Annotated in this window: 21 protein-coding genes and 2 riboswitches; of the genes, 11 read left to right on the top strand and 10 right to left on the bottom strand. The window is 66.4% G+C overall.

Translation table 11 applies throughout. From position 1 onward, the window contains the following. Positions 1 to 44 precede the first annotated feature (44 nt). From rseP to EV672_RS07175, 10 genes are all read left to right on the top strand, one after another. Entirely contained in the window at positions 45 to 1,421 is a 1,377-nt protein-coding gene (gene rseP / locus EV672_RS07220; protein WP_133607761.1) for an RIP metalloprotease RseP, read from the top strand. Between the two features lie 8 nt (positions 1,422 to 1,429). Continuing rightward, a complete protein-coding gene (bamA, locus tag EV672_RS07215) occupies positions 1,430 to 3,730 on the top strand; it encodes an outer membrane protein assembly factor BamA (protein ID WP_243738570.1) in 2,301 nt (766 codons plus the stop codon). 2 nt (positions 3,731 to 3,732) lie between these two features. Next, on the top strand, positions 3,733 to 4,242 hold the full coding sequence (locus EV672_RS07210) for an OmpH/Skp family outer membrane protein (protein ID WP_422187447.1): 510 nt from the start codon (positions 3,733 to 3,735) through the stop codon (positions 4,240 to 4,242). 72 nt (positions 4,243 to 4,314) lie between these two features. After that, on the top strand, positions 4,315 to 5,367 hold the full coding sequence (gene lpxD, locus EV672_RS07205; protein WP_424923128.1) for a UDP-3-O-(3-hydroxymyristoyl)glucosamine N-acyltransferase: 1,053 nt from the start codon (positions 4,315 to 4,317) through the stop codon (positions 5,365 to 5,367). Then, on the top strand, positions 5,364 to 5,804 hold the full coding sequence (gene fabZ / locus EV672_RS07200) for a 3-hydroxyacyl-ACP dehydratase FabZ (RefSeq protein WP_133607755.1): 441 nt from the start codon (positions 5,364 to 5,366) through the stop codon (positions 5,802 to 5,804). The genes lpxD and fabZ overlap by 4 nt, the downstream gene beginning before the upstream one ends. Before the next feature lie 6 nt (positions 5,805 to 5,810). Next, positions 5,811 to 6,611 (top strand): acyl-ACP--UDP-N-acetylglucosamine O-acyltransferase, encoded by an 801-nt coding sequence (lpxA, locus tag EV672_RS07195; RefSeq protein ID WP_133607753.1) that lies wholly within the window; start codon positions 5,811 to 5,813, stop codon positions 6,609 to 6,611. 29 nt (positions 6,612 to 6,640) lie between these two features. Next, positions 6,641 to 7,792: a lipid-A-disaccharide synthase gene (gene lpxB, locus EV672_RS07190; protein ID WP_133607751.1), complete on the top strand. Its 1,152-nt coding sequence runs from the start codon at positions 6,641 to 6,643 to the stop codon at positions 7,790 to 7,792. Positions 7,793 to 7,865: 73 nt separating this feature from the next. Next, the gene (gene rnhB, locus EV672_RS07185) at positions 7,866 to 8,471 is read left to right on the top strand and encodes a ribonuclease HII (RefSeq protein ID WP_424923127.1); all 606 of its coding nucleotides are present in this window, start codon (positions 7,866 to 7,868) and stop codon (positions 8,469 to 8,471) included. Between the two features lie 22 nt (positions 8,472 to 8,493). Beyond that, positions 8,494 to 9,336: a TrmH family RNA methyltransferase gene (locus EV672_RS07180; RefSeq protein WP_133607747.1), complete on the top strand. Its 843-nt coding sequence runs from the start codon at positions 8,494 to 8,496 to the stop codon at positions 9,334 to 9,336. A 54-nt stretch (positions 9,337 to 9,390) separates the two neighbouring features. Then, the gene (locus EV672_RS07175; protein ID WP_133607745.1) at positions 9,391 to 10,089 is read left to right on the top strand and encodes a Bax inhibitor-1/YccA family protein; all 699 of its coding nucleotides are present in this window, start codon (positions 9,391 to 9,393) and stop codon (positions 10,087 to 10,089) included. 127 nt (positions 10,090 to 10,216) lie between these two features. Here EV672_RS07175 and dnaB read toward each other — a convergent pair whose 3' ends face one another. The 6 genes from dnaB to ppsA form a co-directional block, all read right to left on the bottom strand. After that, a complete protein-coding gene (gene dnaB, locus EV672_RS07170; protein ID WP_133607743.1) occupies positions 10,217 to 11,647 on the bottom strand; it encodes a replicative DNA helicase in 1,431 nt (476 codons plus the stop codon). A 213-nt stretch (positions 11,648 to 11,860) separates the two neighbouring features. After that, on the bottom strand, positions 11,861 to 12,313 hold the full coding sequence (gene rplI / locus EV672_RS07165) for a 50S ribosomal protein L9 (RefSeq protein ID WP_133607741.1): 453 nt from the start codon (positions 12,311 to 12,313) through the stop codon (positions 11,861 to 11,863). Between the two features lie 12 nt (positions 12,314 to 12,325). Continuing rightward, positions 12,326 to 12,619, bottom strand: a complete 294-nt coding sequence (gene rpsR / locus EV672_RS07160) for a 30S ribosomal protein S18 (RefSeq protein ID WP_133607739.1) — start codon at positions 12,617 to 12,619, stop codon at positions 12,326 to 12,328. A gap of 9 nt (positions 12,620 to 12,628) precedes the next feature. Next, a complete protein-coding gene (gene priB / locus EV672_RS07155) occupies positions 12,629 to 12,940 on the bottom strand; it encodes a primosomal replication protein N (protein WP_133607737.1) in 312 nt (103 codons plus the stop codon). Positions 12,941 to 13,006: 66 nt separating this feature from the next. Continuing rightward, positions 13,007 to 13,372, bottom strand: coding sequence for a 30S ribosomal protein S6 (gene rpsF, locus EV672_RS07150; protein WP_133607735.1), 366 nt, complete (start codon positions 13,370 to 13,372; stop codon positions 13,007 to 13,009). A gap of 246 nt (positions 13,373 to 13,618) precedes the next feature. Then, on the bottom strand, positions 13,619 to 16,027 hold the full coding sequence (gene ppsA, locus EV672_RS07145; protein WP_133607733.1) for a phosphoenolpyruvate synthase: 2,409 nt from the start codon (positions 16,025 to 16,027) through the stop codon (positions 13,619 to 13,621). Positions 16,028 to 16,257: 230 nt separating this feature from the next. Here ppsA and ppsR point away from each other — a divergent pair, with 230 nt between their 5' ends. Continuing rightward, positions 16,258 to 17,076 (top strand): posphoenolpyruvate synthetase regulatory kinase/phosphorylase PpsR, encoded by an 819-nt coding sequence (gene ppsR / locus EV672_RS07140; protein WP_133607731.1) that lies wholly within the window; start codon positions 16,258 to 16,260, stop codon positions 17,074 to 17,076. On the opposite strand, the gene EV672_RS07135 is transcribed toward ppsR, so the two are convergent. The 4 genes from EV672_RS07135 to gcvT all read right to left on the bottom strand — a co-directional run bounded on the left by EV672_RS07135 (position 16,999) and on the right by gcvT (position 24,604). Beyond that, positions 16,999 to 19,743 carry a PAS domain-containing hybrid sensor histidine kinase/response regulator gene (locus EV672_RS07135; protein WP_166643493.1) on the bottom strand — a complete coding sequence of 915 codons (2,745 nt, stop codon included), beginning with the start codon at positions 19,741 to 19,743 and terminating at the stop codon, positions 16,999 to 17,001. The two genes, ppsR and EV672_RS07135, sit on opposite strands and share 78 nt — an antisense overlap. Positions 19,744 to 20,011: 268 nt before the next feature. Beyond that, positions 20,012 to 22,933 carry an aminomethyl-transferring glycine dehydrogenase gene (gene gcvP, locus EV672_RS07130; protein WP_133607727.1) on the bottom strand — a complete coding sequence of 974 codons (2,922 nt, stop codon included), beginning with the start codon at positions 22,931 to 22,933 and terminating at the stop codon, positions 20,012 to 20,014. A 73-nt stretch (positions 22,934 to 23,006) separates the two neighbouring features. Next, positions 23,007 to 23,381: a glycine cleavage system protein GcvH gene (gene gcvH / locus EV672_RS07125; protein ID WP_133607725.1), complete on the bottom strand. Its 375-nt coding sequence runs from the start codon at positions 23,379 to 23,381 to the stop codon at positions 23,007 to 23,009. Between the two features lie 80 nt (positions 23,382 to 23,461). Then, the gene (gcvT, locus tag EV672_RS07120) at positions 23,462 to 24,604 is read right to left on the bottom strand and encodes a glycine cleavage system aminomethyltransferase GcvT (RefSeq protein WP_133607723.1); all 1,143 of its coding nucleotides are present in this window, start codon (positions 24,602 to 24,604) and stop codon (positions 23,462 to 23,464) included. Between the two features lie 80 nt (positions 24,605 to 24,684). Continuing rightward, positions 24,685 to 24,819, bottom strand: a riboswitch (glycine riboswitch). Positions 24,820 to 24,832: 13 nt separating this feature from the next. Next, a riboswitch (glycine riboswitch) is annotated at positions 24,833 to 24,974 on the bottom strand. Positions 24,975 to 25,063: the final 89 nt, after the last annotated feature.

The raw sequence follows: 25,063 nt of genomic DNA, 5'->3' as shown, positions 1-25,063 counted from the left end.
GTGAGCATTCCCCGCCCCCAGGGCTGGCCTGAAGGAGTAAACCCATGACCGTGATCGCTTTCCTCGTGACCATCGGCGTGCTTGTGCTGATCCACGAGTACGGTCACTACCGCGCTGCGGTGGCCTGCGACGTGAAGGTGCTGCGGTTTTCGCTGGGCTTTGGCCGCGTGCTGTGGTCGCACACCCGGGGCGAGACCGAATTCGTGCTCTCGGCCTTGCCGCTGGGCGGCTACGTGAAGATGCTCGACGAGCGCGAAGGCACCGTGGACCCGGCTGAGCGCCACCGCGCTTTCAACCGCAAGCCGCTGCGCCAGCGCGCCTTTGTGGTGGCGGCTGGTCCGCTGGCCAACCTGGTCCTGGCCGTGGTGCTGTACGCCTGTGTCAACTGGGCGGGTGTGCAGGAAGTGCGCCCCTGGATGGCCCAGCCGCGTGCCGACAGCATGGTTGCGCGTGCGGGCCTGGCCTCGCGCGACGAGGTCGTGGCGCTGCGCGCCGCCCAGTCGGACGACTGGGTGCCCGTGCGCTCCATGACCGAATTGCAATGGCTGTTCACCCGCGCCGCCGTCAAGGGCCAGGATGTGCAGCTGAAGGTGGCCGCACGCGCCACGGACAGTGCCGCACTGGGTGCGCAGCGCACGGTGTCGCTGGCGCTGTCCTCGGTGCCCGCATCCGAGGTGGACAACGGCTTGCTGGAGCGCCTCGGCTTCAGCGGCCCCTACGCCGACCCCGTCGTGGCCCAGGTCGTGCCCGGTGGCCCGGCCGAGAAGGGTGGCCTGCGCCAGGGCGACCGCGTCCTGCTGGTCAATGGCCAGATCGTCTATGACGCTGGCCAGCTGCGCCAGGCCATCCGCGACAGCGCCGTGCAGGGCAAGCCCCAGCCCTTGCTGGTGCGCATCGAGCGCGCTGGCCGGGTGCAAGAGGTGACGCTGCAGCCCGTGATGAAGGACGTGCAAGGCAAGTTGCTGCCCCGCATCGAGGCAGGCTTGGGCGGGCCGGTGGCCGTGACCGAAGTGCGCTACGGTGCTGTCGAAGGCCTCACCCGTGCGGTCGCCAAAACCTGGGACGTCGCCACGCTCAGCCTGGACATGCTGGGCAAGATGCTCGTGGGCGAGGCGTCCATCAAGAACCTCAGTGGCCCGATCACCATCGCCGATTACGCGGGCAAGTCGGCGCAACTGGGCTGGGTCTATTACGTGGGCTTTCTGGCGCTGGTCAGCGTGAGCCTGGGCGTGCTCAACCTGCTGCCGCTGCCCGTCTTGGATGGCGGGCACCTCATGTATTATCTTTTTGAAAGTGTCACGGGCCGGCCTGTCTCCGATCGCTGGCTTGAACGTCTGCAGCGGGGTGGGGTTGCCATCATGTTGTTGATGATGTCCCTGGCCCTGTACAACGACTTCGCGCGCCTGCTGGGCGCGCCATGATCTTTCACATGCACATCCCTTCCATGACCGTCCGCCTCAAGCCGACCTTGCTCGCCGCCTTGCTGGCGTCTTCCGTGTTCCAGGCCGCTTGGGCGGTCGAGCCCTTTGTCCTGCGGGACATCCGTGTGGAAGGCTTGCAGCGCGCCGACGCCGGCACGGTGTTCGCCTCGCTGCCTTTCCGTGTGGGCGACACCTACACCGATGACAAGGGTGCCGCAGGCCTGCGCGCGCTGTTCGCCACGGGTTTGTTCAAGGACGTGCGCATCGAGGTCGATGGCAACGTCATTGTGGTGGTCGTGGAGGAGCGTCCGGCCATCGCCCGTGTCGAATTCGTCGGCACCAAGGAGTTCGACAAGGACGCGCTGGTCAAGGCCCTGAAGGACGTCGGCATCGCCGAAGGCCAGCCTTTCGACCGTGCCCTGGCCGACCGAGCCGAGCAAGAGCTCAAGCGACAGTACCTCACGCGCAGCCTGTACGGTGCCGAGGTGGTCACCACGATCACCCCGGCCGAGCGCAACCGCGTCAACGTGACCTTCACCGTCACCGAAGGCGAGGTCACCAAGATCAAGAACATCCGCATCACGGGCAGCAAGGCATTCTCCGAGAGCACGCTGCTGTCGCAGCTGGACCTGACCTCTGGCGGCTGGTTGAGCTGGTACACCAAGTCCGACCAGTACGCACGCTCCAAGCTCAATGCCGACCTGGAAACGCTGAAGTCTTACTACCTCAACCGCGGTTACCTCGAATTCCGCATCGAGTCTGCCCAGGTGGCCATCTCGCCAGACAAGCAAGACATCTCACTGGTCATCAACGTCATCGAAGGCCCGCTCTACACCGTCACCGGCGTCAAGCTCGAAGGCGAGTACCTGGGCAAGGAGGCCACCTTCCGCAAGCTGATCGGCATCAAGGTGGGTGAGCCCTACCAGGCCGATACCGTGGCGGCCACCAACAAGGCCTTCACCGACCGCTTCGCGACCTATGGCTACGCATTTGCGCGGGTGGATGTCCGCCCGGAGCTCAACCGAGAGAAGGGCCAGGCGCTCATCACCTTGGTGGCCCAGCCGCAGCGCCGCGTGTACGTTCGCCGCGTCAACGTGGCCGGCAACTCGCGCACCCGCGATGAAGTCATCCGCCGTGAGTTCCGCCAGTTCGAGTCGGCCTGGTACGACGGCCAGAAGATCAAGCTCTCCCGCGACCGGGTTGACCGCCTCGGCTATTTCAAGAACGTGGGCGTGGACACGACGGAGGTGCCTGGCACCGTGGACCAGGTGGACCTCACCGTCGCCGTCGAGGAAAAGCCCACCGGCAACCTGATGCTGGGTGCGGGCTTCTCGTCGGCCGAAAAGCTCACCCTGTCGGCGTCCATCAAGCAGGACAACGTCTTCGGCACCGGCAACTACCTCGGCGTGGAAGTCAATACGGGCAAGTTCAACCGGACCCTGGTGCTCAGCACCGTGGACCCGTATTTCACCGATTCCGGCGTGTCGCGTTCGTATGACGTGTTCTTCCGCACCTCGCGACCGTTGAACACGCAGGGTGGCAACTACCGCATCGAAACGGCCGGCGGTGCGATCCGTTTCGGCGTGCCCTTCACCGAGTTCGACACGGTGTTCTTTGGTCTGGGCGCTGAGTCCACCGCCATCAAGGGCTCGACCGGCCTGCCCGTCAGCTATCGCCTGTTCCGCGAGAATTTCGGCGACCGCGTGGTCTCGATCCCTCTGACGGCAGGCTGGGCCCGCGACTCCCGCGACAGCACCATCGCGCCCAGCAATGGTCGCTACCTGCGTGTGAACCTGGAAAACGGCCTCCTGGGTGACACCCGTTACCTGCGCAGTGACTTCCAGGTCCAGCAGTACTTCCCGATCACCAAGGGCTACACCCTGGGCATCAACGGTGAGTTTGGCTATGGCCGTGGCCTGCAAGGCAAGCCCTATCCTGTGTTCAAGAACTTCTACGGCGGTGGCCTGGGTTCGGTGCGAGGCTTCGAGCAGAACTCACTGGGTCCGGTGGACATCGAGGGCGCTTACATCGGCGGCAACAAGCGCGTGAATGTGAATGCCGAAATGTACGTGCCTTTCCCTGGTGCGGGCAACGACCGAACCCTGCGCCTGTTCGGCTACATGGACGTGGGCAACGTGTGGGGCGAGCAGCAAACCATGAAGTTCCGCGAGCTCCGCGCCTCGGTGGGCTTGGGCGTGAGCTGGGTATCGCCTGTGGGGCCGCTCAAGCTGAGCTACGGCAAGCCGGTGAAGTCCTTCGATCAAGATAAAATCCAGTCACTTCAGTTCCAGATCGGCACGGCTTTCTGACCATGACCTCGATGCACAAGACCCTGGTGGCCGTGGCTTTGCTGGCAAGCGCGCTCGCAGCACAAGCCCAGGAAATCAAGATCGGCTTTGTCAATCTGGACCGCGTGCTGCGTGATGCGGCCGCGGCGAAGACGGCCCAGGCCAAGCTGGAGAGCGAATTCACCCGCCGCGAGAAAGAGCTCAGCGACGGCGAGGGTCGCCTGAAGACGGCTTCTGACCGTCTCGAAAAAGACGCCGCCACCTTGGGTGAGACCGAACGCCTGCGCCGCCAGCGCGAGTTGGTTGAGCAGGACCGCGACCTGCAGCGCAAGCGCCGGGAGTTCCAGGAAGACCTCAACCAGCGCAAAAACGAAGAGTTGTCCGCGGTGCTTGACCGGGCCAACCGCGTGGTCAAACAGATCTTCGACCAGGAAAAGTTCGATCTGATCGTCCAGGAAGCCGTGTTCGCGAGCCCCAAGGTGGACATCACGGACAAGGTCATCAAGGCGATGAACGCCGGGTCAGGCAAGTGACGGCAAGTGACGGCAAGTGATCGCCCAGTGACCACCGCACATGCACATCCCGCCACCCCCAACGCACCGACGCTGAGCGTCACGCTGGGGCAGGTGGTGGCCGCCCTGGCGCTGCCCGAGCATGGCGGCCTGAGCGCCGAGTTGCGCGGCGACGCCGCCTCCACCATCCAGCGCATCGGGCCGCTGGAAACCGCGCAGCCGGGCACCCTCGCATTCCTGGCCAACCCCAAGTACCGCAGCCAGTTGGCTGGCACCCAGGCTTCCTGTGTGATCCTGAGCCCGGCGGTGCTGGACGATGTCGTGGCTCTGCCGGCCTGCATCGTCACCGCCGACCCCTACCGCTACTTCGCCGCGCTGACGCGCTGGTGGGGTGCCCAGGTCCGACCTCGTCCACCTGCGGGCATTCACCCCAGCGCGGTGGTGTCGTCCGATGCCGTCATCGGCCAGGGCGTGAGCATCGGCCCGCTGGCCGTGGTGGAGGCCGGTGCCGTCATCGGTGACCACGCCACCATCGGCGCGCAGTGCAGCGTCGGCGAACGCGCCCGCATCGGCGCCCACACCCGCCTGGCGCCCCAGGTGGTGATCGGCTTCGACTGCGTGGTCGGCGAGCGCTGCATCTTCCACAGCGGCGTCGTCATTGGCGCCGATGGCTTCGGCTTTGCGCCGCACCAGGGCCGCTGGGAAAAAATCGAACAGCTCGGTGCCGTGCGCATCGGCGATGACGTCGAGCTCGGCGCCAACACCTGCGTGGACCGCGGCGCCCTTGACGACACCGTCATCGAGGATGGCGTCAAACTCGACAACCTCGTGCAGATCGCGCACAACGTGCACATCGGCGAACACACGGCCATGGCCGGCTGCGTCGGCGTGGCCGGCAGCGCCCGCATCGGCAAGCACTGCACGGTGGGCGGCGCCGGCATGATCCTCGGACACCTCACGCTGGCGGACAATGTGCACGTGTCCTCCGGCACCCTGATATCGCGGTCCATCCACCAACCGGGCCAGTACAGCGGCGTTTTTCCGTTCGACGAGAACGCCAGCTGGGAGAAGAACGCCGCCACGCTGCGGCAGCTTCACGCCCTGCGCGACCGCATCCGCACCTTAGAGAAGCAAGTGAAAAGCTGATGGACATCCACAAGATCCTGGAAAAACTCCCGCACCGCTACCCCTTCCTCCTGGTGGACCGCGTGCTGGAGCTGGAGTTGAACAAGCGCATCCGTGCGCTGAAGAACGTTTCCATCAACGAACCCTATTTCCAGGGCCACTTCCCCCACCGCCCGGTCATGCCGGGCGTGCTGATGCTGGAAGCCCTGGCCCAAGCCGCGGCCCTGCTGGCTTTCGAGAGCACCGGCGACGGCGTGGACGAGAACATGGTGATTTACTTCGTCGGCATCGACGGCGCGCGATTCAAGCGCCCGGTCGAGCCGGGTGACCAGCTCATCCTCGACGTGACGCTGGACCGCGTCAAGAGCGGCATTTACAAGTTCACGGCGCAAGGCCTGGTGGACGGCGAGTTGGCCGTGTCGGCCGAGCTGATGTGCACCAAGCGCAAGGTGAGCTGATCGACGATGGCGAGCATCCACCCGACGGCCCTCGTTGACCCCCAAGCCCGCCTGGCCGATGGCGTGAGCGTGGGCCCCTACACCGTGATCGGCCCGAACGTTGAGATCGGCGAGGGCACGACGATCGGCGCGCACGCGGTCATCGAGGGCCACACCACGATTGGCCGCGACAACCGCATCTTTCAGTTCGCGTCTCTGGGCGCCGACCCGCAAGACAAGAAGTACGCGGGCGAGCCCACGCGCCTCGTCATCGGCAACGGCAACACCATCCGCGAGTTCACGACCTTCAACACCGGCACGGTGCAGGACAAGGGCATCACGCAGATCGGTGACGACAACTGGATCATGGCCTATGTGCACGTGGCGCACGACTGCGTCATCGGCAGCCACAACGTGATCGCCAACTCGGTGCAGTTCGCCGGCCACGTCACGGTGGGCGACTTCACCCTGATCGGTGGCATCAGCGGCATCCACCAGTTCGTGCGCATCGGCGACTTCGCCATGCTGGGCTTCCAGACGCGCCTGTCGCAGGACCTCCCGCCTTTCGTGGTGGCCGCGGGCAACCCCGCCGAAGCCCAGAACGTGCACCAGGAGGGGCCACGTCGCCGTGGTTACAGCGTGGAGCGCCTGAGCCTGCTCAAGCAGATGTACAAGCTGCTCTACCGCAAGGGCCTGACGCTGGCCGCTTCGGTCGATGAGATCACCGCGCTGAAGGCCACGCCCGAGGCGCAGGCGGACGGGGCGCTGGGCGACATCGACAAGATGCTGGCCTTCCTGGCCGGTGCCCAGCGCGGCATCGTCCGCTGAGCTCGGCCCAGACGCTGGATGCACACCGCATGAGCACCTCCGCGCCTCGGCTGGCGATGGTCGCTGGCGAGACCTCGGGCGACTTGCTGGCCGGGCTGCTGCTCGGCGGCATGAAATCGCGCTGGCCCGAGCTCACGGCCCAGGGCATCGGCGGGCCGAAGATGGCCGCCCAGGGCTTCGAGGCCTGGTGGCCGCACGACAAGCTCGCGGTGCATGGCTTCAACATGGAAGTGCTGCGGCGTTTCCGTGAGATCTGGACCATCCGCCGACGCCTGGGCGACCGCCTGCTGGCCGACAAGCCAGACCTGTTCATCGGCGTGGACGCACCCGACTTCAACCTGGGCCTCGAAGCGCGGCTGAAGGCCGAGGGCGTCAAGACCGTGCACTTCGTCAGCCCCTCGATCTGGGCTTGGCGGGGAGGGCGCATCCACAAGATCCACCGATCGGTGGACCACATGCTCTGCCTCTTCCCCTTCGAACCGCAGATCTACCAGAACGCTGGCATCGCCGCGAGCTACGTGGGCCACCCCTTGGCCGACACCATCCCGCTGGAGGTGCCGCGTGCGGCCGCCCGCCAGAAGCTGGGCCTGGCCGACGGCGTGCCCCTGCTGGCCGTGCTGCCCGGCAGCCGCCGCGGTGAGATCAGCCACATCGCGCCCGTTTTCCTGCAAACCGTGGCCAGCTTGGCTCGGCAACGCCCCGACCTGCGCTTCGTGCTGCCCGTGGTGCCTGGCCTGCGCGAGCTGGTCGAGCCCCTGGTGCACGCGCATGCGCCTGACGCGCCACTGACCTTGCTCGATGGCCAATCCCACGAGGCCCTGGCCGCCTGCGACGTCACCCTGATCGCCAGCGGCACCGCCACGCTGGAGGCCGCCTTGTTCAAGCGCCCCATGGTGATCGCCTACCAGCTCAGCCCCATGAGCTGGCAGATCATGAAGCGCATGGGCTACCTGCCCTGGGTGGGGCTGCCCAACATCCTGGCGCGCGATTTCGTCGTGCCCGAGCGCCTGCAGCACGACGCCAACCCGACGCAGCTGGCCGCGGATGTGCTGGCCTGGCTGGACGACCCTGCGCGCTGCGCCTCGGTGCAGCAGCGTTTCCTCGACATGCACCACCTGCTGCGGCGTGACACCGCCCGCGCAGCCTCCGATGCCATCGCCCAAGTCCTCGAAGCGCGCTGAACGCGTCCAAGTGGCCGTGGTGCCGCCCTTGGCCGCCGAGCAACAGCTGGACCTGCTCTGCCCCGTCTCGCCCATGGGCTTGCTGGCCGGGGTGGACGAGGCCGGTCGCGGCCCGCTGGCCGGCCCGGTGGTGGCGGCGGCCGTCATCCTCGACGAACTCAACCCCATCGCCGGCCTGGCCGACTCCAAGAAGCTCAGTGCCCGCCAACGCGAACGCCTGTTCGATGAGATCCGTGCCAAGGCCCTGTGCTGCAGCATCGCGCTGGCCTCGGTCGAGGAAATCGACCAGCTCAACATCCTGCACGCCACCATGCTGGCCATGCGCCGGGCCGTTGAAGGCCTTCGGCTGAAGCCCTCCCTGGTCCAGGTGGATGGCAACCGCGTGCCACCGCTGGCCGTGCCGGCCCAGGCCATCGTTCAGGGCGATGCCAAGGTGCAGGCCATCTCGGCGGCGTCCATCCTGGCCAAGGTGCACCGCGACCGCCTGTGCGACGAGTTGCACCAGGCCTTCCCGCAGTACGGCTTCGATGGCCACAAGGGCTACCCCACGGCCGACCACATCGCCGCGCTGCGCCAGCATGGCGCCACGCCCCACCATCGGCGCAGCTTCGGCCCGGTGAAGGTGGTGCTGGGTCTGGTGCCCGACCCGAGCCTGCCGGTGCCTGCCGTGCGCCGCTGAACGCCTTGCCGAGCCCTGCGCCATGCCCCTCATCCAGTCGATCACCTCCCGCGAGAACGCACTGATCCAGCGCCTGCGCCGCCTGGCCCAGGACGCCCTGGCCTACCGCAAGCAAGGCGAGGTCTGGCTGGAAGGCGATCACCTCTGCTCGGCCTGCCTGGCGCGCGGCGTGCCGGTGCCAGTGGCGATCGTGGCCGACAGCGCCTGGATCGGCGAGCACGGCACGGCCACGGGCGATGACGAGCGGGCCGCCCTGGCCAGCCGCCTGGCGCGGGCTGCCGACAAGGTCATCGTGGTGCCCGAGGCGCTGTGGAAGGCCTTCACCGGCCTGGAGTCGCCTGCGCGCATTGGCTACCTGCTGCCGCTGGCGGCGCATGCCGGCAGCGCCGAATGCAGTGCACAAGCCATCCACGCCACGGCCCGCACCGTTGTGCTGGACCGCCTGCAAGACGCCGGCAACGTCGGCAGCATCCTGCGCAGCGCGGCGGCCCTGGGCGTGCAGCAGGTGCTGGCGCTCAAGGGCACGGCCGGTCTGTGGAGCCCCAAGGTGCTGCGCGCCGGCATGGGCGCGCATTTCGCGCTGAACCTCGTCGAACAGCTGGATGCCGACGACCTGGCCGCGCTGCAAGTGCCCCTGGTGGCCACCAGCTCGCACACCGAGCACGTGGTGTCCAGGGTGCAACTGCCCGACCCGTGCGCCTGGGTGATGGGACACGAAGGGCAGGGTGTCAGCGAGGCCCTGCAGGCCCGCTGTGCCCTCACCGTGACGATTCCCCAGCCCGGTGGCGAGGAGTCCTTGAATGTGGCGGCGGCCACCGCCATCTGCCTCTACGAATCGCTGCGGCAGCGCGCCGTTTTGTCCTAATATACGGGTGTTGGCTTGCGGGTTCTCCCGCGCCGTTTTTCCTTTGGAGGATGCATGGACCGTTCCCTCAAACCCCTGGACGTCGTTTACGGCGGCTCGCTGGGCGCTGACCGCTCGCGCGTGCTGCGCAACACGTATGCGCTGCTCGCGCTGTCCATGGTGCCCACCGTGCTCGGCGCCTGGGTCGGCGTGGCCTTTGGCTTCAGCCTGCTGCCCGGCAGCCCGCTGATCAGCGCTTTGCTGTTCCTGGGCATCGCCTTCGCCTTCTTCTACGGCATCGAGAAGACCAAGCACACCGGCATGGGCGTGGTCCTGCTGCTGGCATTCACCTTCTTCATGGGCCTGATGCTGTCGCGCCTGCTCGGCTTCGCGCTGGGCCTGTCGAACGGCGTGCAGCTCGTCTCCCTGGCCTTTGGCGGCACGGCGACGGTGTTCGTGGGCATGGCCGCTCTGGCCAACACCGTCAAGCGCGATCTCTCCAGCATGGGCAAGTGGTTGTTCATGGGCATGCTGGTCATGATCGTCGCCGGTCTGGCCAACATCTGGCTGCAGATGCCCGCGTTGATGCTGGCGGTCTCCGCCATGTCCGTGCTGATCTTTTCGGCCTTCATCCTCTATGACCTCAAGCGCATCATCGACGGCGGTGAAACCAACTACGTTTCTGCCACGCTGGCGGTGTACCTCAGCGTTTACAACGTCTTCACCTCGCTGCTGCAGTTGCTGATGGCGCTGGGCGGTGCCAGCGACGACTGAGCCCTCGCGCGCACGCTGACCGTGACAGGCAGCGCGTCCAAAACAAAGGGAGCCTTCGGGCTCCCTTTTTGTTGGCGCATGACGTCGTGCAGGGCGCGCTGGATGGGCTCAGGATGCGCTGCTGGGCTCAGTACTCGTCACCGCCGTAACTGCCCGGTGCCAGGTTCTCGAAGCGGGTGTTGGACTTGATGAAGCCCAGGTGGATGCTGCCAACCGGGCCGTTACGCTGCTTGCCGATGATGATTTCGGCCACACCCGGGATCTTCGATTCCTTGTTGTAGTACTCGTCGCGGTAAATGAACATGATGACGTCGGCGTCCTGCTCGATGGCGCCGGATTCGCGCAGGTCGGACATCATGGGGCGCTTGTCGGGCCGCGTTTCCACCGAACGGTTGAGCTGCGACAGCGCGATCACCGGGCACTGCAACTCCTTGGCCAGCGCCTTCAGACCCCGCGAGATTTCACCGATCACGGTGGCGCGGTTTTCCTCGTTGCTGCCCGAGCCGCTCATCAGCTGCAGGTAGTCCACGATGATCAGGCCGAGCGTGCCACCGAACTGGCGCGCCAGGCGCCGCGAACGGGCGCGCAGCTCGTTGGGGGAGAGGCCCGGCGTTTCGTCGATGAAGACGTTGGCGTGGCGCAGCTTTTCCACGGTTTCGCTCAACCGTCCCCATTCGTCGTCGGACAGGCGCCCGGTGCGCAGGTTTTGCTGGTTGATGCGGCCGATGGAGCCCACCATCCGCAAGGCCAACTGAGATGCGCCCATTTCCATCGAGAACACCGCCACCGGCAGGCCCTCGTTGACGGCCACGTTCTCGCCGATGTTCAGCGCGAAGGCGGTTTTGCCCATCGAGGGGCGCGCCGCCAGGATGATGAGGTCGCCTTTTTGCAGGCCCGCCGTCATCTTGTCCATGTCGATGAAACCGGTGCGCACACCGGTGACGTCCTCGGCGCCGTTGTCGGCCAGCTCCTGCACGCGGTCCAGCAGGTCCACCACCAGGCCGTCCATGGCGAAGAAGCCCTGCTTGTTGCGGCTGCCTTCTTCGCCGATCTTCATGATCTTGGCTTCGGCCTCGTCGAGGATGTCCGACACCGACTTGCCCTGCGGGCTGAAGGCGTTGGTGGCGATCTCGTCGGAGGCCGTCACCAGCTTGCGCAGCACCGCGCGCTCCCGGACGATTTCGGCGTAGCGGCGCATGTTGGCCGCACTTGGCACCGACTGCGCCAGGGCGTTGAGGTAGGTCAGGCCACCGACGTCCTGCGCCTTGCCCTGCATCTGCAGTTGCTCGAACACCGTGATGACGTCGGCTGGCTTGGAGGCCGACACCAGCTGCTGGATGGCCGCGAAGATGAGTTGGTGCTCGTAGCGGTAGAAGTCGCTCTCGTTGAGCAGGTCGGCGGCGCGGTCCCAGGCGCTGTTGTCCAGCAGCAGGCCACCCAGCACGCTTTGCTCACCCTCGATGGAGTGCGGCGGCACGCGCAGGCGAGCGATGTCGTCGCTGCTGGGCGCATCGCCAGGATTCTTGAAAGACAGGGGGGTGGGGAAGACTGCGGCCATGGGTCGATGATACGGGCGTGCGTGGGTGCAGCCTGTGGATAAAGCTGTGGGCAGCCTTGGGAAATGCAGGGGACATGCTGGGGAAGGCGGTGGACAAGTCTGCCGCGCCCACATGGGGGATGCCCGGAAACGACAAAGCCGGCTTGCGCCGGCTTTGAGGGGCTGTCCGCAGGGCCTGCGTGGGCAGACCCCGAGGAGACCGATCTGGTGGGATCAGTCGTTGGCAGCGACCACAGCGATGGTGACGTCCACCACCACGTCGGTGTGCAGGGACACCGACACGGCGTGCTCCCCCACGGTCTTCAGCGGGCCGTTGGGCAGGCGAACCTGCTGCTTGGCCACGTCGAAACCAGCGGCCTTCAGGCCGTCGGCGATGTCGTGGTTGGTGACCGAACCGAACAGGCGGCCGTCCACGCCAGCCTTCTGGCTGACGGTGATGGTCTTGCCGGTGAGCTTGTCGCCCACGGCTTGTGCGGCGGCCAGCTTCTCAGCCGATGCCTTTTCCAGCTCGACGCGACGAGCTTCGAATTCGGCGACGGCCTTTTCAGTGGCGCGACGGGCTTGACCGGTCGGGATCAGGAAGTTACGGGCGTAGCCGTCCTTGACCTTGACCACATCACCCAGGTTGCCCAGGTTGGCGACTTTTTCGAGGAGGATGATTTGCATGACAGGGACTCCTTAGACGCGGTGCTGGTCGCTGTAAGGCAGCAGGGCCAGGAAGCGAGCGCGCTTGATGGCGGTGGTCAGCTGACGCTGGTAGATCGCGCGGGTGCCGGTCAGGCGTGCGGGGATGATCTTGCCGTTTTCAGCGATGAAATCGCGCAGGGTGTCAACGTCCTTGTAGTCGATCTGTTCGACGTTGGCGACGGTGAAGCGGCAGAAGCGCTTGCGGCGGAACAGCAGGGACTGCGTGTTGCGCTTGCCCTTGCGGTCTTTGGAGAACTTGCCGTTCTTGGAGCGGGGAGCAACCATGTTGACCTCTCAATTATCCGTTGAATGTGTGGAGACGATGTCGGTGAGTTCGGTGATGTGCAGCAGCACGCCCCGTCCGTGACGCGGAGCCCCCAGGAAACCAGCGAGCCCGAAAGCTTCGCCGATGGCCTGCTTGCTCAGCCGATCTGCGATCGGACCGATGGCCACGGCCTTGATGTCCAGCTTGACCTTGCGGCTTTGCTGGTTCTCGCTCACCGTGGATTCGTGTTGAAGCACGAGGTCCAGGGCGGGCAGGCCGGCGGGGGTGTATCTCAGCGCCTTGCGTTCGATGATCTGGGCAGACAGCAGAACCTGGTTCATGCCGGGAAAACTGCGCTCAGTTCAGCGTTTGCAGACGGGTGCAGCCTGGCAGCCTTGCGGCTGGCATCAGGCAGCGGCGGGCTCCTGCTGGGCCTTGCGGGCCTCTTCACGCTCAACCTGCTTCATCATCACGGAAGGAGAGGTCTCGGCCTTGTCCTTCAGCACGGTCAGGTGACGCAGCACGGCATCGTTGAACTTGAAGCCGGTTTCGATTTCAGCCAGGGTTTCCTTGCTGATTTCGACGTTCAGGCACAGGTAATGCGCCTTGGCCAGCTTGTTGATCTGGTACGCCAGTTGACGGCGGCCCCAGTCTTCGAAGCGGTGCACCTGGCCACCATTGGTGGTGATCAGGGTCTTGTAGCGCTCCAGCATGGCCGGAACTTGTTCGCTTTGATCCGGGTGGATCAGCACGATGATTTCATAGTGACGCATGAGAACTCCTTGTGGATTCCCGCTCCAGCTGCCGACGTGAATTGGCACGTGAATTGGCAAGTGGCCCGGGTGGGAAGCCGCAGCGAAGCGTCAAACCCGCGTGCGGCAAGGTTCCTTGTCACCTGCTTGGGGCACGTTGCGGTGCGCCAAAAGGCAATTCGGAATTCGGAAAACCTGAGACTATAGCAGAAAAAACGCCACCCGGAGGTGGCGTTTGTGTCAGCTCCGGCCAGTGCCGGCGCGTCTTCAGCCGCGGGCGGCCAAGCGCTGCCAGGTGTCCACGACCGTGTCCGGGTTCAGCGAGATGGACACGATGCCTTCGTCGGCCAGCCATTCGGCGAAATCCGGGTGGTCGGACGGGCCTTGACCGCAGATGCCGATGTACTTGCCCTGGGCGCGGCAGGCGGCGATGGCACGCGAGATCATGGCCTTGACGGCCGGGTCGCGCTCGTCGAAGTCGTGGGCCAGCAACTCCAGGCCGGAGTCGCGGTCCAGGCCCAGGGTGAGCTGGGTCAGGTCGTTGGAGCCGATCGACATGCCGTCGAAGTACGCCAGGAACTGCTCGGCCAGGATGGCGTTGGAGGGCACCTCGCACATCATGATGATGCGCAGGCCGTCCTTGCCACCCTGAGATTCGCGCACCAGGCCGTGGTCGGCCAGCATGCCCGTGACGCGCTCGGCTTGCTTCAAGGTGCGCACGAAGGGCACCATGATTTCGATGTTGCTCAGGCCCATGTCATTGCGCACGCGCTTGAGCGCCTCGCATTCCATGGCGAAGGCCTCGCCGAATTCGGCCGAGATGTAGCGCGAGGCGCCGCGGAAGCCCAGCATCGGGTTTTCTTCTTCCGGCTCGTAGCGGCTGCCGCCGATCAGCTTCTTGTACTCGTTGGACTTGAAGTCCGACAGGCGCACGATGACGGGCTTGGGCCAAAAAGCCGCGGCGATGGTGGCAATGCCTTCGGCGAGCTTGTCCACGTAGAAAGCGCGCGGCGAGGCGTGGCCACGGGCCACCGATTCCACGGCCTTCTTCAGGTCGGAGTCGATGTTCGGGTAGTCGAGGATGGCCTTGGGGTGGACGCCGATGTTGTTGTTGATGATGAACTCGAGGCGGGCCAGGCCGACGCCGCTGTTGGGCATCTGGCAGAAGTCGAAGGCCAGCTGCGGGTTGCCCACGTTCATCATGATCTTCAGGCCGATGTGGGGCATCTCGCCGCGGGTCACTTCGGTGACTTCGGTTTCCAGCAGGCCTTCGTAGATGTAGCCGGTGTCGCCCTCGGAGCAGGCCACGGTCACCAGGGTGCCGTTGCTCAGGCGCTCGGTGGCGTTGCCGCAACCGACCACGGCCGGGATGCCCAGCTCACGCGCGATGATGGCGGCGTGGCAGGTGCGGCCGCCGCGGTTGGTCACGATGGCGCTGGCGCGCTTCATCACGGGTTCCCAGTTGGGGTCGGTCATGTCGGTGACGAGGATGTCGCCCGGCTTGACGGTGTCCATCTCGGAGATGTTGTGCACGATGCGCACGGGGCCGGTGCCGATCTTCTGACCGATGGCGCGGCCTTCGGCCAGCACGGTGCCAGTGCCCTTGAGCTTGTAGCGCTGCTCGGCCTTGCCTTGCTGCTGGCTTTTCACGGTTTCAGGGCGGGCCTGCAGGATGTACAGGTGGCCGTCGGTGCCGTCCTTGCCCCACTCGATGTCCATCGGGCGGCCGTAGTGCTCTTCGATGATGACGGCGTAGCGGGCCAGCTCGGTCACGTCTTCGTTCGTCAGGCTGTAGCGGTTGCGGGCCTCGACGGTGGTGTCCACGGTGCGCACCAGCTTGCCGCTGGCGGCTTTTTCCTCGGGCGTGGCGAACTCCATCTTGATCAGCTTGGAGCCCAGGTTGCGGCGGATGACGGCCTGCTTGCCAGCCTTCAGGGCCGGCTTGTGCACGTAGAACTCGTCGGGGTTGACGGCGCCTTGCACCACGGTTTCACCCAGGCCATAGCTGGAGGTGACGAACACGACGTCGGAGAAGCCGGATTCGGTGTCGATGGTGAACATCACGCCGGCAGCGCCCAGGTCAGAGCGCACCATGCGCTGCACACCGGCCGACAGGGCGACGACGTCATGGGCGAAGCCCTTGTGCACGCGGTAGGAGATGGCGCGGTCGTTGTAGAGCGAGGCGAACACTTCCTTCATCTTGTGCAGGACGTCTTCGATGCCCACCACGTTCAGGAAGGTTTCCTGCTGGCCGGCAAAGGAGGCGTCGGGCAGGTCTTCGGCGGTGGCCGAGGAGCGCACGGCGAAGGAGGCCTGCAGGTTGTCGCCTGCCAGCTTCGCGAAGGCGCCACGGATGGCGGCTTCCAGGTCGGCGGGGAAGGGCTGGGCTTCGATCCAGCCACGGATTTCAGCGCCAGCGACGGCCAGGGCGCGCACGTCTTCGGTGTCGAGCGTGGCCAGGCGCTGGCTGATGCGCTCGGTCAGGCCGCCGTGCTTGAGGAATTCGCGGAAGGCGTGGGCCGTGGTGGCGAAGCCGGTGGGCACGCGCACGCCGTTGGGCAGCTGGGAGATCATCTCGCCCAGTGACGCGTTCTTGCCGCCGACGACTTCGACGTCGGACATGCGCAGTTGCTCGAAGGGCACAACCAGATCGGTTGGCTCAAAGCGGTTGGTCATACAAACTCCAGGATGGTGAAAAAAACCTTGGGCGCCCGGTGTGTGGGCCCGGCCTGGCTGTCTTGTGGTTGTTATGGAGCCAAGCTAGCGCAACACACCTGTCATGGACGGCATTTGGTCAGATTGTAGGGTCAGGCCTATGATCCGGTCTGCTTCCTGGCGCATTCCCCTTGACACACGGGCTTTGTGGCGTGAACACCGCACAGAGTCCTCCACCCCCGCCGTCCTCTATGTCTGATCGCAGCGTCTTCTTCGTGTCCGATGGCACGGGCATCACCGCCGAAACCATGGGCAACTCCATCCTGGCGCAGTTCGCCATCAAGCCGCGGCACATCCGCCGGCCCTTCATCGACACGGTGGACAAGGCCTTTCAGGTGGTGCGCGAAATCAACACGGCGGGCGAGCGCGAGGGCAAAAAGCCCATCGTGTTCACCACGCTGGCCAACGACGATGTGCTGGACATCCTGAAAACCTGCCAGGGCAAGGTCTTTGACGTGATCAAGACCTTCGTGGAGCCGCTGGAAGAAGAGTTCAACATGAAGTCCAACCACCGGGTGGGCCGCTTCAGCGACCCCAGCGTGGACGGCGAGTACAACAACCGCATCGACGCCATCCACTTTTCTCTGGAGCACGACGACGGGCAGTCGTCCCGCAACCTGGAATCGGCCGATGTGGTGCTGGTGGGCGTGAGCCGCAGCGGCAAGACGCCAACCTCGCTGTACCTGGCGATGCAGCACGGCATCAAGGCGGCCAATGTGCCGCTGATCCCGGAGGACTTCGATCGCGGCTTCCTGCCGTCGATGCTCAAGCCGTACAAGAAGAAGTGCTTCGGCCTGACGATCGACCCGGAGCGCCTGAGCCAGATCCGCAACGAGCGCCGCCCCAACAGCCGCTATGCCAGCCTGGAGAACTGCCGGGCCGAGGTCAGCTCTGCCGAGGCGATGATGCGCCGGGAAGGCATCGCGTGGCTGTCATCGACGCACAAGTCCATTGAGGAGATCGCCACGACCATCTTGCGCGACCTCCGCCCGGATCGCCTGATTTACTGAGCCCAGGGCGTCGAGCGCGCCGGGCTGGGTGTCCTGCGCGCTGCCGTGGCCGTGGCCGCGCAGGTCTTCCAGGAAGGCTTGCAGGCCGGCCGACAGTTCGCTGGCGCTGGCGTGACAGCCCGGCGCGCCCTGGCGGGCCAGGTCCTGCGTGGTGGCACCGATGCCAGCCAGGCGCGATGCCCTCAGGTTCAAGGCCGTGCCCTTGATTTCATGGGCGATTTTGGCCAGCGCGGGCACGTCGCCCACGGCACGCGCGCGGTCGAGTTCACCGAGCACGCCCGGCAAGGACTGCAAAGCCACGTCCACCAGCCTGTCGAAGAGGGCCGGCTGGCCTTGGAAGTGGTGCTGCATGGACGCCCAGTCGGACGTCGGCTCTGGCGTGTGCCCTGAAGGTGTGTGTGCGTCGTTCACGGTGTGGGCCGAATGGCGTGCGTGGCGGCGGATGACGTCGGTGAGTGTATCCAGCAGATAGGGTTTGGTCACGTAGTCGCGCATGCCCGCTTCCTCGGCTTGCTGGCGGGCCTGGTTGAAGGCGTGTGCGGTCAGCCCGACGATGGGCAGGGTCGGGTCCAGGCGGAGCAGTTCACGCGTGGCCGCGTAGCCGTCCATCACTGGCATCTGTATGTCGCACAGGACCAGGTCGATGGCATCGGTGCCCAGACGCTGGGCCAGCGCGACGGCCTGCGCACCATCGAAGGCGAACTGCACGCTGGCGCCTTCGCCTTCGAGCATCTGGGCCAGGATCAGGCGGTTCACCGGGTTGTCTTCCGCGGCGAGGATGCGCAGGCCTTGCAAGCGGTTGCGTGCACTGCGCTTGGCGGTGGACGGTCGGTGCTGGAGTGCATGCAGCAGGCGCAGCGGGCTGAGCGGGCCGGCCACCACCAAAGCCGCACCCAGCAGGGAGATGCCGGCGGGGCAGAGCGGGGTGGAGGGGGCCACGCGCACGGAAATCACCACATGGCGCCCCTCGTCCAGCCAGCGGTTGAGGGTGGTGGTGTCCAGGTGGGCCAACAGCTGTTCGTGCACGACCAGCACCTGGCCGTGACGCAGGTTGGCGGGGAGGTCGTCGGCCACCTGGCAGCGGCTGTGGCGGGCGGTCAGGTCACGCACCAAGCAGGTTTGTGCCGCGGCAGGAAAGCCGACGAGCAAGACGTCTGACAGGGTCGTGAAGTCACCCGGGTTGGATTGCGCCAAAGGCACGCGCAGCGTGAAGCAACTGCCTTTGCCGGGCTCGCTGCGCACGCCGATCTGGCCCTGCATGAGCTGTGTCAGGCGTTTGCAGATGGCCAGACCCAGCCCGGTGCCACCCTGGCCGCGCATGCCGTCGTGGGCCTGCACGAAGGGCTGGAAGAGCTGGTCGATGTGCTGGGGCTCGATGCCGATGCCGGTGTCGGTGACCTCGACCACCAAGTCGCCGCCATCGACGTCGAAACGCATGCGCACCTCTCCCTGGTCGGTGAATTTGATGGCGTTGGCCACCAGGTTGACGAGGATTTGCGCCAGGCGGGTGGCGTCGCCCACGGCGCCCTGGGGCACGCGCGGGCTTTCATCGAGCAGCAGGGGCAAGCCCTTGGCCTCGGCGCGCAAGGCCGTCATGGCCACGACGTGTTCCATCACCTGGGCCAGGGCCATGGGCTGGGGCTGCAGCAGCAGCTTGCCGGCCTCGATCTTGGAGAAATCCAGCACGTCGTTGATGAGGTCCAGCAGGTGCTGACCCGAAGCCAGGATCTGCTGGAAGGTGCGCGCGCTGGGCGTGCCTGCGGTGTCGCGTGCGCCGATCTGGGCCAGGCCGAACATGGCGTTGAGCGGGGTGCGCAGCTCGTGGCTGACGTTGGCCAGGAACTCGGATTTGGCCTGGCTGGCGGCGCGGGCCTGGCGTTCGGCCTGGGTCACTTGGGTGACGTCGAACACCATGACAAGGAAGCCGCGGACTTCGCCGTGGTCGATGTCGGGCAGGTAGTGCGTTTCGCTGATGCGCACCGTGCCGGGCTGACCGGGCACGGGGATGTCGCGGATGAAGCATTGCCGCTCACCGCGCAGGGCGCGCTCCAAGTGGCCGCGGTTGAGTTCGTAGAGTTGGGGGCCGAGCAGTTCGCGGATGTGCCGACCCTGGATGTCATCCGGTGTGACGCCAAACCATTCGCGGTAAGCACGGTTGGCGAACCGGTTGTGCAGTTGGGTGTCCCAGTAGCCGACCAGGCCGGGCACGCCGTCCAGGATGGTTTGCAGCAGGCGCTGTTGGTCGTCGAGGGCCTGGGTGCGTTCCTGCACCCGTTGTGCCAGGGCTTCGTTGAGCGTTTGGAGGGATTCTTCGGCCTGCTTGCGCTGGCTGATGTCCATGACGATGCCGACGTAGGTTTGCACGTGGTCGCCGCGGCAGACGCCCGGCTGGCCCCGGCTGAGCAGCCAGCGCTCAGGCCCTCGCGCCGGGTTGGTGCGCCACTCGACTTCGAACGGCTGCTGTTCGGCAACCGCCGCAGAGATGGCCTCGCAGACGCGGTCGCGGTCTTCGGGGTGCACGCTCAGGCACCAGTCTTCGTAGCTTGGTGTGTGGCAGGCAGGGTCCAGGTGGTAGAGGGGGTAAACCTCTTCGGACCAGCGGTTCTCGTTGGTGTGGATGTCCCATTCCCACAGACCCGCGCGCGCTGCGCTCAAGGCCAGGGACACGCCTTCCTGCGACGGCAAGAACCGACGGGGACCGACACCCTGTGCGTCCGCTGAGCCCATGCTGCCTCCCGATGCGACGGGGCCTGGGCACCAGCTCAGACCCTCGACAAGAAAGGGGGCTCGCGGTCAATCCAGCGCGAGCAGCGCATGCGGACGACTGAGCCCGATCGACGACTGCATCACAGGGCCGAAACCCCGTGCCCGCCGAGGATATCTGATTTCACCCCTGGGCGGTTGATTTTCGGGCTCAGGCCTCAGGGTTCAGCGCTCAGCGCCAGGCGTCCACTGGCAGGCAGCTGCAGAACAGGTTGCGGTCGCCGTGCACGTTGTCCACGCGGCCCACGGGCGACCAGTACTTGTTGAGCTTCAGGCTGGCCACGGGGTAGGCGGCCTGCTCGCGGCTGTAGGCGCGGGCCCAGTCGCTGCCCAGCAGGCTGGCGGCAGTGTGGGGCGCGTTCTTCAGCGGGTTGTCGTCCTGGGGCAGGCGGCCTTGCTCCACGGCGCGGATCTCTTCGCGGATGGCGATCATGGCGTCGCAGAAGCGGTCGAGCTCGGCCTGGGATTCGCTCTCGGTCGGCTCGACCATGAGGGTGCCGGCCACGGGGAAGCTCAGGGTGGGCGCGTGGAAGCCGTAATCGATCAGGCGCTTGGCCACGTCCTCGGCACTCACGCCGCTGCTGTCCTTGAGCGGACGCAGGTCGAGGATGCACTCGTGGGCCACGCCACCGCCCTTGAGCTTGTCGCTGCCGCCGCTGAAGTGGATGTCGTAGTGGTCGGCCAGGCGGGCGGCCACGTAGTTGGCGTTGAGGATGGCCACCTCGGTGGCGGCCTTCAGGCCTTCGGCGCCCATCATGCGGATGTACATCCAGCTGATGGGCAGCACGGCCGCGTTGCCCAATGGGGCGGCACTCACGGCGCCGACCTGGGCCTCGGTGCCGATGCCAGCCGAGCGGTGTGCGGGCAGGAAGGGAACCAGGTCATCGACCACGCAGACGGGGCCGACACCGGGGCCGCCACCGCCGTGGGGGATGCAAAAGGTCTTGTGCAGGTTGAGGTGGCTGACGTCGCCGCCGAACTGGCCGGGGGCGGCCAGGCCGACCAGCGCGTTCATGTTGGCGCCATCGACATAAACGCGGCCGCCGTGTTCGTGCACCAGCTTGCACAGCTCGGTGACGCGCGTTTCGAACACGCCGTAGGTGGACGGGTAGGTGATCATCACCGCGGCCAGGTTGGCGCTGTGCTGCTCGCACTTGGCGCGCAGGTCGTCGAGGTCCACGTTGCCGCTGGCATCGCACTTCGTGACCACGACCTTCATGCCGACCATCTGCGCGCTGGCCGGGTTGGTGCCGTGGGCGCTTTCAGGGATCAGGCAGATGTCGCGGTGGCCTTCGCCGCGCGAGGCGTGCCAGGCCTTGATGACCAGCAGGCCGGCGTACTCACCTTGCGAGCCGGCATTGGGCTGCAGGCTGATGCCGGCGTAACCCGTGGCCTGCGACAGCCAGGCGCACAGCTGCTGGTCGAGCAGTTCGTAGCCCTTGAGTTGGTCGCGCGGTGCGAAGGGGTGGATGTGGGCGAACTCCGGCCAGGTGATGGGGATCATCTCGCTGGTGGCGTTGAGCTTCATGGTGCACGAGCCCAGCGGGATCATGGTGCGGTCCAGGGCCAGGTCCTTGTCGGACAGGGCGCGGATGTAGCGCAGCATGTTCGTTTCGGAGTGGTGGCTGTTGAAGACCGGGTGCGTCAGGAAGGCGCTGGTGCGGCGCAGGTTCTCGGGCAGGCCGAGGGTGGCGGTGGCGGCCAGGGCGTCGATGTCGGGCAGCGCCTGGCCGTTGGCGAACACGCCCAGCAGGTCGATCAGGTCGGCGCGGGTGGTGGTCTCGTCCAGGGCGATGCTCACAGCGTCGTCGCTGGCGCTGCGCAGGTTGATGCCCTTGGCCACGGCGGCGGCCAGCACGGCATCTCGCCCGGCGGTGTCACCGCACAGCACTTGCACGGTGTCGAACCAAGTGGTGTGCACGGTCTGGCGGCCCAACTGCTTCAGCCCGGCGTGGAGGATGCTGGCGTAGGCGGCCACGCGCTGGGCGATGCGCTTCAAGCCCTCGGGGCCGTGATAGACGGCGTACATGCTGGCGATGACGGCCGGCAGCACCTGGGCCGTGCAGATGTTGGACGTGGCCTTTTCGCGGCGGATGTGTTGCTCGCGGGTTTGCAGGGCCAGGCGGTAGGCCGGGTTGCCGTGGCTGTCGATGCTGATGCCGACCAGGCGGCCGGGCAGCGAGCGCTTGAAGGCGTCTTGCGTGGCCAGGTAGGCGGCGTGCGGGCCGCCGTTGCCCATGGGCATGCCGAAGCGCTGGGTGGTGCCGCAGGCGATGTCGGCGCCCAACTCGCCGGGTGACTTCAGCAGCGTCAGCGCCAGCAGGTCGGCCGCGACGATGGCCATGGCGCCTTGGGCGTGCAGGGCTTCGATCAGCGGTTGCAGGTCGCGCACCTGGCCGTTGACGCCGGGGTACTGCATCAGGGCGGCGAAGCAGTCGTGGGTTTGCAGGTGCTCGGCCAGTTGCGCGGCGTGGACCACATCGACGGTGATGCCCAGCGGCTTGGCGCGGGTCTGCACCACTTCCAGCGTCTGCGGGAACACGTCGTGGCAGACCACGAAGCGCAGCGACTTGGACTTGCCCACGCGGGCGGCCAGGGTCATGGCTTCGGCGGCGGCGGTGGCCTCGTCGAGCATCGAGGCATTGGCAATCGCCATGCCGGTCAGGTCGGTGACCATCGTCTGGAAGTTGAGCAGGGCCTCCATGCGGCCTTGCGAGATCTCGGCCTGGTACGGCGTGTAAGCCGTGTACCAGGCGGGGTTCTCCAGGATGTTGCGCAAGATGACGCCGGGCGTGAGCGTGCCGTAATAGCCCTGGCCGATGCAGTTGCGCATCACCTGGTTCTGCTGCGCGATGGCCTTGAGCTCGGCCAGGGCCTGGGCCTCGGTGAGCGGTGCGGGCAGGTCCATCGGCGCGTTGCGGCGGATGCTGTCGGGCACGATGGCCTGCATCAGCGCCTCGCGCGAAGCCGCCCCGATGACGTTCAGCATGTGCGCCTGCTCCTCGTCCCACGGCCCCAGGTGGCGGGCCTGGAATTCGGTCGCGTTTTCCAGTTGCGACAGGGGGGCGAGGGAGGTCAGGGCAGCGTGTGTCATGGTGTTCGGCATCGGTGGGCGGTCGGGGGCGGCGGGCTCAGGGCCGCCCCGGTGAACGGTGGCGCGTCTGCGCTCAGGTGTTCTTGAGCAGGTCGTCGTAAGCGGTCTTGTCCATCAGGGCGTCGAGCTCGGCGGGGTTGCTGAGCTTGACCTTGAAGAACCAGCCAGCGCCGGTCGGGTCGGTGTTGGCCAGGGCGGGGTCGTCGCGCAGGGCTTCGTTGACTTCGACGATCTCGCCGGTGACGGGCATGTAAACGTCGGCGGCGGCCTTGACGGACTCGACCACGCCGGCCACGTCCTTGGGCGCGAAGGTGGTGCCCACGGCGGGCAGGTCCACGAAGACCACATCGCCCAGGGCGTCTTGCGCGTGGTGGGTGATGCCGACGGTGGCGGTGCCGTCAGCGTCGATGAGCAGCCATTCGTGGTCGGGCGTGTACTTGAGGGTCATGGTGACGTCCTTGGGAGTTTGGGATTCGAGTGAGCCGAACGGGCGTGATTCTCGCAGTGTCTGAGGCGCTGGCTGGCGACTCAACCGCGGAAGTAACCGTTGGGCACGAAGGGCAGGGCGGTGACGCTCATGGCCACGCGCTTGTCGCGCACCACGGCGAACACCTCGGTGCCGATGGCGGTGTGGGCCGCGGCCAGGTAGGCCAGTGCCACCGGCTGGTTGATGCTGGGGCCCAGCGAGCCGCTGGTGACGCGACCGATGGGGGCGCCGGCGGCGTCCACCACCTGCGCGCCTTCGCGCACCGGCATGCGCTCGGTGCTGATCAGGCCGACGCGCTTGCGCAAGACGCCCTGCGCGCCCTGCGACAGTTGCGCGTCGATGACCTCGGCACCGGGGTAGCCGCCGGCACGCGCACCGCCTGCGCGTCGCACCTTCTGGATCGCCCAGGTCAGCGCGCCTTCGACCGGCGTGGTCGTGGTGTCGATGTCATGGCCGTAGAGACACAGTCCGGCTTCCAGGCGCAGGGTGTCGCGTGCACCCAGGCCGATGGGCAACACTTCCGGCTGGGCCAGCAGGGCGCGGGCCAGTTGCGTGGCCTGAGCACCCGGCACGGAGATCTCGAAGCCGTCTTCGCCGGTGTAGCCGGACCGCGTCACGAAGCAGTCGATGCCGTCCAGCGCGAAGTGGCCACCGGTCATGAACACCAGCTTTTGCACCTCGGGGTTGAGGCGGGCCAGGGCGGTCACGGCCTGCGGGCCTTGCAGGGCCAGCAGGGCCTGCTCGGGCAAGGGCTGCACGGTGCAGCGGTTGCCGATGTGCTGCTGCAGGTGGGTGATGTCTTGCGCCTTGCAGGCGGCATTGACCACCACGAAGAGGTCGTCGGCGCGGCGCGTCACCATCAGGTCATCGAGGATGCCGCCTTGGGCGTTGGTGAACAGGGCGTAGCGCTGCTTGAACGGCCCCAGGTCGAGGATGTCCACGGGCACCAGGGTTTCGAGCGCTGCGGCGGCATCATCGCCTTTCAGCAGCACCTGGCCCATGTGGGAGACGTCGAACAGGCCGGCCGCGCTGCGCGTGTGGCGGTGCTCGGCCAGGATGCCCGTGGCGTACTGCACAGGCATGTCGTAGCCACCGAAAGGCACCATCTTGGCGCCGAGTTCGATGTGCAGGGCGTGCAGCGGGGTGGTCAGCAGGGTCGAAGAAGTGGCAGCGGTGTCGGACATGGCAAGTGCCGGCCAGAGGCCGGGAGGGCAGGGTGTAGGTGCGCCCACCTCGTGCCACGACGGCACCCGATGAACGTCCGCTTGCCCTCGCTGTCCGCTTTACCTGAGAGATTGACCCCTCGCCGCGTGTGTGACGCGGCGGATGAGGCTTGCCCCTTCGGTGGCCCGTCTCGCGCTGCTTGCAACGCCTCCGGACTCTCTCCAGTGAGGATCACGGCCCATCACAGACCGTGTTTGCCAGTCCTTTTGCCTGAGCGTTCGGACCCGTCGGCTGCCTGAGACATCGCTCCTGCAGCTCCCAGACCTGCGCCTTCGGCGGCCGACCTTCGCACCGAACCGGCACGAGCCAACGCTCTCCTGACAGGGCGGCAGTGTAGCAGCGCGAAGCCGCACCCGCCAAGAAAAATGCCGCGCAGACGGTGAATCTGCGCGGCAACCGGGGCCGAGCCCTTTTGGGGC

It is taken from the genome of Aquabacterium commune, assembly GCF_004362855.1.
GTDB classification, from domain to species: Bacteria; Pseudomonadota; Gammaproteobacteria; order Burkholderiales; family Burkholderiaceae_C; genus Aquabacterium; species Aquabacterium commune.
The sequence above is the reverse complement of the archived record's forward strand: the minus strand, read 5'-3'. Positions and strand labels throughout refer to the sequence as shown.

Bases quoted from the DNA above. Each gene is read 5' to 3' on its own strand.
- rseP (WP_133607761.1), top strand. From the start codon at position 45: ATGACCGTGATCGCTTTCCTCGTGACCATCGGCGTGCTTGTGCTGATC.
- bamA (WP_243738570.1), top strand. From the start codon at position 1,430: ATGCACATCCCTTCCATGACCGTCCGCCTCAAGCCGACCTTGCTCGCC.
- EV672_RS07210 (WP_422187447.1), top strand. From the start codon at position 3,733: ATGACCTCGATGCACAAGACCCTGGTGGCCGTGGCTTTGCTGGCAAGC.
- lpxA (WP_133607753.1), top strand. From the start codon at position 5,811: ATGGCGAGCATCCACCCGACGGCCCTCGTTGACCCCCAAGCCCGCCTG.
- lpxB (WP_133607751.1), top strand. From the start codon at position 6,641: ATGAGCACCTCCGCGCCTCGGCTGGCGATGGTCGCTGGCGAGACCTCG.
- rnhB (WP_424923127.1), top strand. From the start codon at position 7,866: ATGGGCTTGCTGGCCGGGGTGGACGAGGCCGGTCGCGGCCCGCTGGCC.
- EV672_RS07180 (WP_133607747.1), top strand. From the start codon at position 8,494: ATGCCCCTCATCCAGTCGATCACCTCCCGCGAGAACGCACTGATCCAG.
- EV672_RS07175 (WP_133607745.1), top strand. From the start codon at position 9,391: ATGGACCGTTCCCTCAAACCCCTGGACGTCGTTTACGGCGGCTCGCTG.
- dnaB (WP_133607743.1), bottom strand. From the start codon at position 11,647: ATGGCCGCAGTCTTCCCCACCCCCCTGTCTTTCAAGAATCCTGGCGAT.
- rplI (WP_133607741.1), bottom strand. From the start codon at position 12,313: ATGCAAATCATCCTCCTCGAAAAAGTCGCCAACCTGGGCAACCTGGGT.
- rpsR (WP_133607739.1), bottom strand. From the start codon at position 12,619: ATGGTTGCTCCCCGCTCCAAGAACGGCAAGTTCTCCAAAGACCGCAAG.
- priB (WP_133607737.1), bottom strand. From the start codon at position 12,940: ATGAACCAGGTTCTGCTGTCTGCCCAGATCATCGAACGCAAGGCGCTG.
- rpsF (WP_133607735.1), bottom strand. From the start codon at position 13,372: ATGCGTCACTATGAAATCATCGTGCTGATCCACCCGGATCAAAGCGAA.
- ppsA (WP_133607733.1), bottom strand. From the start codon at position 16,027: ATGACCAACCGCTTTGAGCCAACCGATCTGGTTGTGCCCTTCGAGCAA.
- ppsR (WP_133607731.1), top strand. From the start codon at position 16,258: ATGTCTGATCGCAGCGTCTTCTTCGTGTCCGATGGCACGGGCATCACC.
- gcvP (WP_133607727.1), bottom strand. From the start codon at position 22,933: ATGACACACGCTGCCCTGACCTCCCTCGCCCCCCTGTCGCAACTGGAA.
- gcvH (WP_133607725.1), bottom strand. From the start codon at position 23,381: ATGACCCTCAAGTACACGCCCGACCACGAATGGCTGCTCATCGACGCT.
- gcvT (WP_133607723.1), bottom strand. From the start codon at position 24,604: ATGTCCGACACCGCTGCCACTTCTTCGACCCTGCTGACCACCCCGCTG.